The organism is Mycolicibacterium sp. XJ879, assembly GCF_053483935.1.
In genome coordinates this window covers 73,038-82,122 of sequence record NZ_JBEFTH010000015.1, presented here as the reverse complement: position 1 = coordinate 82,122, position 9,085 = coordinate 73,038, and the positions used below count along the sequence as shown (strand labels likewise).

Here is a 9,085-nt window from a genome sequence, read left to right as displayed (position 1 = left end):
ACGAAACCGAGGCTTCCGCCATGGCCGCGAACGACTCCGGCGTTGACAACGACGATCTGATAGACGGCGACTATGACCTCCTCACCGTTGCCGAGGCCAGCAGCCGACTCGAGCGTGAGGTTCAAAGCTGCCGAGCCGAGCTCGAACGTGCCACAGACCATCATGATCGAACGAGGCACGAAGCCAGGCTCGCGGCACTCCAGAGTGCCCTCGGCCGTGTGCGGAGAAACGCCACCGGGCGGAAGGACGCGGACGAGACTCCTTCGATCAGTCCTCAACGTCACGCATAGGGCTTAGCCGCGACCTGCGGCGATGCCGTGAGTGGTCGCTAGACCGAGTCGGGGAGGCCCCACTTCTCGAATGACTTGGCGTGAAACGCTACGACGTGCGTGATGCCGTCGGCACCGACGTCGAGAACGTGCAGCTGAAAGGGTTCGTGCACGCCGGTTTCCGGGTTGCGCATGTACATCGCCCCGGCGGGTTGACCGTTGGCGGTGGTGGGGATCAACCGCATGTCGCCGGGCCGCTCTGCGGGGCAGTGTGTCTTCGACAGCAGCACGATCTCGCGCGGACCCTGGTACCAGCCGTCGAACGGCGGCATCTCCCACACCGCGTCGGCGGTGAACAGCTCGACGAGTTTGTCGATGTCGTAGCTCTCGAACGCCGCGATGTAGCGCGAAAGCAGATCCTGCGCCTCGGGTGACTCCGGCGGCGCCGACACATCGTCCTCGCTGGGGCCGACCGCGTCGAGTTGCGCGCGCGCCCGCTGCAGGAGGCTGTTGACCGCCGCCGTCGAGGTGCCGATCGCGTCGGCCACCTCGGCGGCCTTCCACTGAAGCACCTCACGCAACACCAGCACCGCCCGTTGCCGCGGTGAGAGGTGTTGCAGCGCCGCGACGAACGCCAACCGGACCGACTCCCGCGATCCCACGATGTTCGACGGGTCGGTGGCGTCGTCGGGAAACGGCTCCAGCCACGGCACCTCTTCGCGCGCCACGATGTCGTCGGCCGGATCCGAGCTGGGCGCGCCCAGCCCCGTCGGCAGCGGCCGGCGTTGCCGGCCCTCCAGCGCGGTCAGGCAGGTGTTGGTGGCGATGCGGTACAGCCAGGTGCGCACCGACGATTTGCCCTGGAACCCCTTATAGGACTTCCACGCCCGCAAGTACGTTTCCTGCACCAGATCCTCGGCGTCGTGCACCGATCCGGTCATCCGGTAGCAGTGCGCGAGAAGCTCGCGACGGTACTGCTGCGCGTCGGCCAGAAAGGCGTCCTCGGTGCTGCTGTCCCCGAGATCATGGGCCAGAACGGTCACCTTGCCGAGCTTAATCGCCGTCACCGACAAGTGACGGCGCGACCGCTAGTCTCCGGGGATGGCCACAACCCGCAGCGAACGAAGCTTCGACGGTGTCAACGGTGTGCGCATCGTCTACGACGTGTGGACCCCCGACGGTGAACCCCGCGGTGTGGTGGTGCTCTGCCACGGGTTTGGTGAGCACGCCCGCCGCTACGACCACGTCGCCGAACGCTTCGGCGAGGCCGGGCTGATCACCTACGCGCTGGATCTCCGCGGGCACGGCCGCTCCGGTGGCAAACGTGTCTACCTGCGCAACATCGGCGAGTACACCACCGACTTCCGCACCCTGGTCGGCATCGCGACCCGCGATCATCCCAGCCTCAACCGCGTGGTGCTCGGCCACAGCATGGGCGGCGGGATCGTGTTCGCCTACGGCGTCGAGCACCTCGACGAATACTCCGCGATGGTGCTGTCCGGGCCCGCCGTGTACGCCCACGACATGGTGTCCTCGCCGATGATCGTGCTGGCCAAGGTCGTGGGCTCGATCCTGCCGGGTCTGCCGGTCGAGCAACTCGAGACCGAGGCGGTGTCCCGCGACCCCGAGGTGGTGGCCGCCTACATGGCCGATCCGCTGGTGCACCATGGCAAGGTGCCCGCCGGCGTCGCCAAGGCGCTGATCAAGGTCGGCGAAACCATGCCGCAACGCGCCGCGAAGCTCACCGCGCCGCTGCTGGTCGTGCACGGCGAGCAGGACAAGCTGATCGCGGTCGAAGGCAGCCGCCGACTGCTCGAGTGCGTGGCATCGACCGACGCCCACCTCAAGGTCTATCCCGAGCTCTACCACGAGGTGTTCAACGAGCCGGAACGCGCGCTGGTGCTCGACGACGTCACTGCGTGGATCGAGGCCCGGCTTTGAAAGCCGTTCTCGGACTTCTTCTCTCGCTGACACTGGTGCTGGCCGGTTGCTCAACTGACGAACCGCAGGGCTGGGTCGAGGACGACGTCAGCTTCGTCGACGACGGGCTGACCATCCACGGCACGTACCGGCACCGGGCCGACGCCGCACCGGGGCCGGCCGCGCTGCTGATCTCGGAGAGCGGCAACACCGACCGCAACGGTGACAACGCCGTTGCCGGCCCGGTCGGCAACATGCGTCAGCTCGCCGAGCTGTTGTCCGAGCGTGGGGTGGCCAGCCTCCGCTACGACAAGGTCGGCACCGGCAAGACCGGTCTGGGTCCCTACGCGCAGCGGCCCGCCGACGTGGTCAGCGCCGTCTACACCTCCGGCGCCAAGGCGGCGCTGCGTTTCCTGGCCGATCAGCCGGGCACCGACACGGACCGCGTCTCGGTGTACGCCCTCGGCGAGGGCACCGTCCACGCGATGTCGCTGGCCACCGACACCGGCGCGGACGCGCCGAGGATCGGTGCGCTCGGCCTCTTCCAACCGCTGCCCGGCCGCTACCTCGACATGGTCACCAACCGGGTGCGCGCCAACGGTGACCCGGTTGCGCTGCAGGCGTGGCTGGCCGCCGTCGACCAGGTCCGCGCCACCGGCACCGTGCCGGACCACCTGCCCGAAGGCCTCGGCGCGCTGCTCAACGCGGGCAACGTCAAGGCCGTCGTCGAGGCCGACAAGATCGACCCGGTGGCGCTGGCCGCGCAGGTGCCGGCGGACACCCGGGTGCTGCTGACGTGTTCGGACGCCGACGGTCAGGCCAGGTGTGACGACGTGAAACCGCTCGTCGATGCGCTCGCCCACACCGTGCTGACCGTCGTGGAACTCACCGGGGTCAACCACGTGCTGCGCGACGACGCCAGCGACAACGTCGCCAACTACGCCAACCAGGAGCCGCTTTCTCCACAGGTTGTGGAGGCGCTGGATGGATTTGTCGGCAACTCGACCTAGATTTGGCCCATGAGCACCCGAAGACGACCGCGAGTGAGGATCGCAGCGAGGCACGAACGAGGACCGGAGCGAGCGGGAGTCGAGGCATGACAGACGACAAGATGCTGGCCCGCATCGCCGCGCTGCTGCGCCAGGCCGAGGGCACCGACAACCCGCACGAAGCCGACGCGTTCATGGCCGCCGCCCAACGGTTGGCGACGGCGACGTCGATCGATTTGGCGGTGGCGCGCTCGCATTCCGATAACCGCACCAAGGCGCAGACGCCCGTGCAGCGCACCATCACGATCGGCAACGCCGGCACCCGCGGCCTGCGCACCTACGTGCAGCTGTTCACGGTGATCGCCGACGCCAACGACGTGAAATGTGACGTCGCGTCGAACTCGACGTTTGTGCACGCCTACGGTTTCGCCGAGGACATCGACGCCAGCCACGCCCTCTACGCCAGCCTGGTGATGCAGATGGTCAAGGCGTCGCAGGCCTACATCTCCTCCGGCGCGCACCGCCCCACACCCACGATCACCGCGCGGATCAACTTCCAGCTGGCGTTCGGCGCCCGCATCGGCCAGCGGCTGGCGCTGGCCCGCGAAGAGGCCCGCCGAGAGGCCACCAACAGCCGCGACAGTCAACCGGGAACTGCGCTGGCGTTGCGGGACAAGGACATCGAGCTCAGGGACTTCTACCGGGAGACCTCACAGGCCCGGGGAACCTGGCGGCCCACCAGCGCGACGGCGGGATACTCGTCGGCAGCGCGACGCGCCGGTGACCGCGCGGGCAAGCGGGCGCGGCTGGGCGCCAGCCCCGAGCTCGCGGGGGCGCGCTCGGTGCTGGAGAGGTGACTTCGCGGGACTTTCAACGGGCCAAGGTCTATGCCGCAGAGGATTTCGTGCGCACGCTGTTCGACCGGGCCAGTGAGCGCGGCAATCCGGTGGTGGAGTTCTTCGGCACCCAGTTGACGCTGCCACCCGAGGGACGGTTCGCTTCGGTGCCTGCGGTACAGCGCTACATCGACGAGGTGTTGGCCATGCCGGCGGTGCGGCAGCGCTGGCCTGACACCGTGCCGTTGACGGTCCGTGCGCGACGGGGGGTCTCCGCCGCGCACTATGAACGCAGCGACGACGCGGCGCTCATCGCCGTGCCTCCGCGGGGCAACGGTTGGGCCCTGCGCGAACTCGTCGTGCTGCACGAGATCGCACACCATCTGTGCGACAACCTTCCGCCGCACGGGCCGCAGTTCGTCGCGACGTTCTGCGAGCTGACCGAAACCGTGATGGGCCCGGAGGTGGCCCACGTGCTGCGCGTGGTGTACGGCAAAGAGGGTGTGCGCTAAGGGGTTACGACGCGGGATCAGTGATCTCGGCGACCGCAGCGTCGATCCGCTCGCGATCGGCTTCGATGGCGGTGCTGGCGGCGGCCGAGGCGTTACGCAACGCCTCGTTGAGCCTCTGCTGGAGTTCCTCGACGCCCAACCGCATCGTGCCTTCGGCGATGGACGCCGCCTTCAGTTGGTGGTGGCCGTCCACCGTCACCTCGACGGTGCCGGATTCATCGGCGGCGGTGAAGGTTCGGCTGTTCATTTTGTGAAGCTGCTCATCCATGATCGACTGCAACTGCTGCGCCTGCTGCAAAACAGCGGCGACCTGCGGATGCATCTCGTCGGTCACTGGTCTTCCTTGCTCTCCCTGCGTCGACGGTTCCCGATGACCCCCTCCGTCCAGGGTCGATCCTCGGTGTAGAGGTCCTCATCGGGTGCCAGCGCCGGGTTGCGCCGCTTCTCCTTACCCTGCCCCGCGCCGGCGGCACCGTGCATGGGCGCCATACCCATCCCGCCGCCTGCCATCATGCCGGTCGTCGAGGGACCGGGTGCCGCGCCCGACGCCGACGTCGACACGGGAACCGGGGCCGGCGCCACCGTCTCGGCGGTCACCGCAGGCGACAGCGGTTGCGAGCCCGCCCCTTTGGCTCCCCCGCCCCCGCCTGCGGATCCACCACCGGCGACCGCGGCCGGTCGCAGGCTCGGGTCGGAGTGACGCGGCGGCGCACCCGTCGACGCCCCGCCGGGTGTGCCACTGGGCGCACCACCGGGAGCACCGCCGCCGGACGGTGACCCGCCACCCGAGGGTGCACCGCCACCTGTGGGCGCCCCGCCGGGGTTACCGCCGGCAGCGGGACTCTGCGCAGCGAGCGACTCACCCAGCCGCTCCGCCATCGCAGCCGGATCACCGCTGGGCTGACCACCCGCCCCACCGCCCGCGGACGTACTCACTGCGGAACCCGAATTCGGTGGATTGTCAACGCGCACCGCATCGAACGAGGCGTTCCTGGCATACTCCGCGCGTATCTCGTCAGACTGCCGCTGAAGCTCTTTCATCTCCTCGACGGTCGCGGAGACGTCTGTGCCCGCGCCCGCCTGCGCCAACGACGCCTCCAACGCCACGTACCGGGCATAGACTGGAATGTGCTGCGTATTTGCGTTCAGATGTGACGCCTGGACCTTGGCGGCGGCCATCGCCAGCTTTCGCCACGCGCCGGACAGGTCGTGCAGCCACGAACTGAACGCGTTCATCCTGGCGTGTGCGGCGTCGGCGGCTTCCCCTTCCCAATCGGTGATGTTCTTCGACGCGGCATGGCCCTCGGCGAAGGTACCGGCCAACCCCCACTGAACCTCGGCCACCTGCAACGAGTTTCCGTGGTCGCCTCCGTCGAGCAGGGCGTGGGTCTGCGGCACGGGACTGTATTCGTCGGCGCGAAGCGACGCCGGTGCTGGCGTTCCGGCGGGCAGCGGGGGCATCGCGGTCGACGGGGCGGGCAGCGCGATGTTGCCGATGGCCTCCGCGCGGCCGGGGTCGTCGAGCTTGTCCTGGTAGCTTTCGTCGACCTCGCGGTACGCCTTGGCCGCGTCGTCGAGGATTTCGGCGATACGCAGGTTCTCGGCCTCGGCCCACTTCTGGTATTCGGTGAGCACCCTTGCGGTTTCGTTGAGCCGGTCGACCGCGTCCTTGGCGAACGGCAGCGCGTCAGCGGGGATGGGCGCCACCTCCGGCGTCTGCCAGGTGATCGACCGCATGGCGGACGCCTGCGCCGCCAGCTTCGCCGGGTCGACACGCACTTCGCTGCTCATGGTCAGCCCTCCAGCACCATCTGATAGCGGCTTTCCTCACGCGGGTTGATCAACCGGATCGGCAGCTGGCGATGCCGAGGAGTGCCGATAAAGGTGTCGCGCAACACCACTCGGCCGACACCGGCATGCGGCCCGAGATAGGTGGTCGCGTTCGGCCATGCCACCTTGGCCACCTCGCCGATGCGGCCGTTGACGAACCCCGCGAACTCACCGAACTGCGGCAGCAGCGTGACGACGCCGCCCGCCGCGGCCGAGCGCACGATGAACTGGGTGAACAGCCGCGCATCGCCCAGGTTGATGCTGGCGTCGACGTCGTCGAACGGCATGTACACCGGGTAGCGGTCGGCGGTCTCCCCGACCAGCACTCCCGCCGAGCCGATCGGCAGCTCGTAGTGGCGGTCGGTGACTGGGCTGATGCCGTGGTACGCGGCCCGCTGGCCACCGAACAAGCACGAAAAACCGCGCGGCGTCGTCGGATTGGCCAGCGTCGTCAACAGCACTGTCGTCGTCGGTGCCGCTCCCGGCCGCACCCGCACCCGGGTGATCGTGTGATCGGCGCGCGCCGACCACCACACGTCGGGGCCGCCCGGCGCGCTGTAGGCGGCGGTGAACGTGCTGCGTCCCTTGATCGCCGACCACGTTTCGCGTTCAAAGCTGATCTCGGTCGCGTGGTCGTATGCATCGAAGCTGCGGACCACGCGGGCGTCGATTCCATTGCTGGCCAACTGGTCTGCGATGCGGGTGGCCGAGGCCACCAGGTAACGCGCCAACCCGGCCACGCCGGCCTCGCGGCGCTGCGCGGATCTTCGAGTGTGTTCCGGGTCGGCGCGCAGCACGATCCAGGTACGCCGGTTGGCCGGCGCCGGGTACGGCCCGACCACCTGCTCGTAGAGCGACAGCAGCGCCGTCGGCGCCGTCCTGCCGACCCGGTAACCCCCCGACACCACGTCGGCTTCCAGGTCGGGACAGTGCGCGGCCAGCAGTCGTTCGACGAGCATCGTGTCGACCACGTCGTCGGTGTAGGCCTCGCCGTTGACGATCACCGTCGGCGTGAACGGCCGCGGTACCAGTTCGATGGCCGACGTCAGCCGCTCGTCCTGCCAGCGCACCGCCACGTGATCGCCGGGCATCACCGTCGCGCCGACGGCCGGTTCGGAGGGCCGCTCGGGAACGTTGCGGTGCCTGCGCCGCCACGCGAACACCGCAGCCACCCAACCGGTGACCCGCCGGCCGCGGATCGTCACCATCGCGGCAAGAGCGATGAGCACCGCAAGCGTGATCCCCAACCAGAGCAGGTCGAGTTGGGCGAACGCCACGATGGCGGCCGGTGCCAGGACCGCCGCCCAGGCGGTGTGGCCGGTCGTCACGCGCAGCCCGAACAGGGCACGGATCTTGTTCATTGACGCCTCAGCGCGCGTCGGGCCAGCGCGCCGAGCCCGAGCGCCAACGCCAGCCCCGTGCCGATGACGACGACCGTTGTGATCGGCCCGCGGTCCGGCGGCGGGATGTGCACGGGCGGCGGAATCTCTTTGACCTTGTAGGGGGCCCGTTCGGGCCCGGCGGGTACGTCCCACGTCAGCGCCGCCACCGGGTCGATGACGCCCGCGCCGACGTAGTTGTCGACCCCACCGCCCGGATGCCGTGCAGTCGCGGTGATGCGGTTGATGATCTGGGCGGGTGTCAGGTCGGGGAAGCGCTGTTTGAGCAGCGCCGCCAGACCCGAGACGTAGGCGGCCGCGAACGAGGTGCCGCTGATCGGGATCAGGCCCTCGTCGCCGTGCAGGGCGTTGACCGGGTTGCCGTCATAGCCCAGCGCGATCAGGTTCTCGGCGGGCGCGGCGGCTCCCAGCCACGGTCCCGACATCGTGAAGGTGCTGGGCTGTCCGTTCTGGGCGATGCCGCCGACCGTCAGCACCAGCGGCGCGTACCAGGCCGGGCTGACGACGGTCTGCACCTGCTCCCACCCGCGCGGATCGTTCGGTAGCGCCGGATCCGGTGGCGGGTTCTGCGTGCAATCCTGGCCGGTGTTGCCTGCGGCGACGATGAGGACGGTGTTCTTCACGTGGACCGCGTAGTTGATCGCCGCGCCGAGGCTGGTCTCGTCGATCGGGCGGGTGACTTTGTAGCAGGCGGCCTCGCTGATGTTGATGACCTGCGCGCCGAGGTTGGCGGCGTGGACGACGGCGCGGGCCAGGCTGCGCAGGGATCCCGCGGTCTGCGTGGTGTTGGGGTCGTTGGGGTCGGTGCGCGACCCGACCGGCTGAAACGCCGCCGAGGTCTGGCGCAGCGAGAGGATGCGGGCGTCCGGGGCCACGCCGATGAACCCGTCGGTGGGTGCGGGCCTGCCCGCGATGATCGACGCGGTGAGCGTGCCGTGCGCGTCACAGTCCGACATGCCGTTGCCGGCCGGGTCGACGAAGTCGCCGCCGGGTTCGGCGGGCACCCGCGGTGAGCCGTTCACGCCGGTGTCGATCACCGCGACGGTGATGCCCGCTCCCGTCGCGAACTTCCGCGCTTCTTCAAGCCGCAGATAGTCATTTGCCCACGGCTTATCAGCGAAGTTGGAGTCGGGAAACACCGCGGGCGCCGCACACGCGCTGCGCTGTTCGGTGGGCTGGTCGGGGCCGGTCTCGTCGGGCGGGACGGCCGAGGGGTCGATCGTCGGCGGTTCGAGCGCACCTGCGACAGGTGCGCTGATGAACGCCAACAGCAGCGCGGCCAACAGCGCAGCGATGCGGCGCATGCGCTTACCGACCTCCCGCCGTGCG

The 9,085-nt window shown here is 69.2% G+C and carries 9 protein-coding genes; 4 read left to right on the top strand and 5 right to left on the bottom strand.

Going from position 1 to position 9,085, the window contains the following annotated elements:
• Positions 1 to 328 precede the first annotated feature (328 nt).
• Complete coding sequence (locus ABQF13_RS23280) at positions 329 to 1,312, bottom strand: sigma-70 family RNA polymerase sigma factor (protein ID WP_448395164.1); 984 nt, start codon at positions 1,310 to 1,312, stop codon at positions 329 to 331.
• A 58-nt stretch (positions 1,313 to 1,370) separates the two neighbouring features.
• On the opposite strand from ABQF13_RS23280, the gene ABQF13_RS23275 reads away from it, so the two are divergent.
• The 4 genes from ABQF13_RS23275 to ABQF13_RS23260 all read left to right on the top strand — a co-directional run bounded on the left by ABQF13_RS23275 (position 1,371) and on the right by ABQF13_RS23260 (position 4,526).
• Positions 1,371 to 2,210 carry an alpha/beta hydrolase gene (locus tag ABQF13_RS23275; protein WP_416584166.1) on the top strand — a complete coding sequence of 280 codons (840 nt, stop codon included), beginning with the start codon at positions 1,371 to 1,373 and terminating at the stop codon, positions 2,208 to 2,210.
• Positions 2,207 to 3,199, top strand: coding sequence for a hypothetical protein (locus ABQF13_RS23270; protein ID WP_448395163.1), 993 nt, complete (start codon positions 2,207 to 2,209; stop codon positions 3,197 to 3,199). Before ABQF13_RS23275 ends, ABQF13_RS23270 begins: the two co-directional genes overlap by 4 nt.
• A gap of 86 nt (positions 3,200 to 3,285) precedes the next feature.
• A complete protein-coding gene (locus tag ABQF13_RS23265; RefSeq protein ID WP_448395162.1) occupies positions 3,286 to 4,035 on the top strand; it encodes a DUF2786 domain-containing protein in 750 nt (249 codons plus the stop codon).
• Entirely contained in the window at positions 4,032 to 4,526 is a 495-nt protein-coding gene (locus ABQF13_RS23260) for a TIGR04338 family metallohydrolase (protein WP_448395161.1), read from the top strand. Before ABQF13_RS23265 ends, ABQF13_RS23260 begins: the two co-directional genes overlap by 4 nt.
• 4 nt (positions 4,527 to 4,530) lie before the next feature.
• Here ABQF13_RS23260 and ABQF13_RS23255 read toward each other — a convergent pair whose 3' ends face one another.
• Genes ABQF13_RS23255 through mycP form a run of 4 tightly spaced genes read right to left on the bottom strand, consistent with a single transcriptional unit; the run spans position 4,531 to position 9,060 of the window.
• Positions 4,531 to 4,860 (bottom strand): YbaB/EbfC family nucleoid-associated protein, encoded by a 330-nt coding sequence (locus ABQF13_RS23255; protein WP_448395160.1) that lies wholly within the window; start codon positions 4,858 to 4,860, stop codon positions 4,531 to 4,533.
• Positions 4,857 to 6,317 (bottom strand): PPE domain-containing protein, encoded by a 1,461-nt coding sequence (locus ABQF13_RS23250; protein ID WP_448395159.1) that lies wholly within the window; start codon positions 6,315 to 6,317, stop codon positions 4,857 to 4,859. The genes ABQF13_RS23255 and ABQF13_RS23250 overlap by 4 nt, the downstream gene beginning before the upstream one ends.
• 2 nt (positions 6,318 to 6,319) lie before the next feature.
• Positions 6,320 to 7,717, bottom strand: coding sequence for a type VII secretion protein EccE (gene eccE / locus ABQF13_RS23245; RefSeq protein ID WP_448395158.1), 1,398 nt, complete (start codon positions 7,715 to 7,717; stop codon positions 6,320 to 6,322).
• Positions 7,714 to 9,060 carry a type VII secretion-associated serine protease mycosin gene (gene mycP / locus ABQF13_RS23240; RefSeq protein ID WP_448395157.1) on the bottom strand — a complete coding sequence of 449 codons (1,347 nt, stop codon included), beginning with the start codon at positions 9,058 to 9,060 and terminating at the stop codon, positions 7,714 to 7,716. Before mycP ends, eccE begins: the two co-directional genes overlap by 4 nt.
• Positions 9,061 to 9,085: the final 25 nt, after the last annotated feature.

What these genes read in the sequence shown, in the direction of transcription:
- ABQF13_RS23250 (WP_448395159.1), bottom strand. Translation starts at nt 6,317, where the DNA reads ATGAGCAGCGAAGTGCGTGTCGACCCGGCGAAGCTGGCGGCGCAGGCG.
- mycP (WP_448395157.1), bottom strand. Translation starts at nt 9,060, where the DNA reads ATGCGCCGCATCGCTGCGCTGTTGGCCGCGCTGCTGTTGGCGTTCATC.
- eccE (WP_448395158.1), bottom strand. Translation starts at nt 7,717, where the DNA reads ATGAACAAGATCCGTGCCCTGTTCGGGCTGCGCGTGACGACCGGCCAC.
- ABQF13_RS23265 (WP_448395162.1), top strand. Translation starts at nt 3,286, where the DNA reads ATGACAGACGACAAGATGCTGGCCCGCATCGCCGCGCTGCTGCGCCAG.
- ABQF13_RS23275 (WP_416584166.1), top strand. Translation starts at nt 1,371, where the DNA reads ATGGCCACAACCCGCAGCGAACGAAGCTTCGACGGTGTCAACGGTGTG.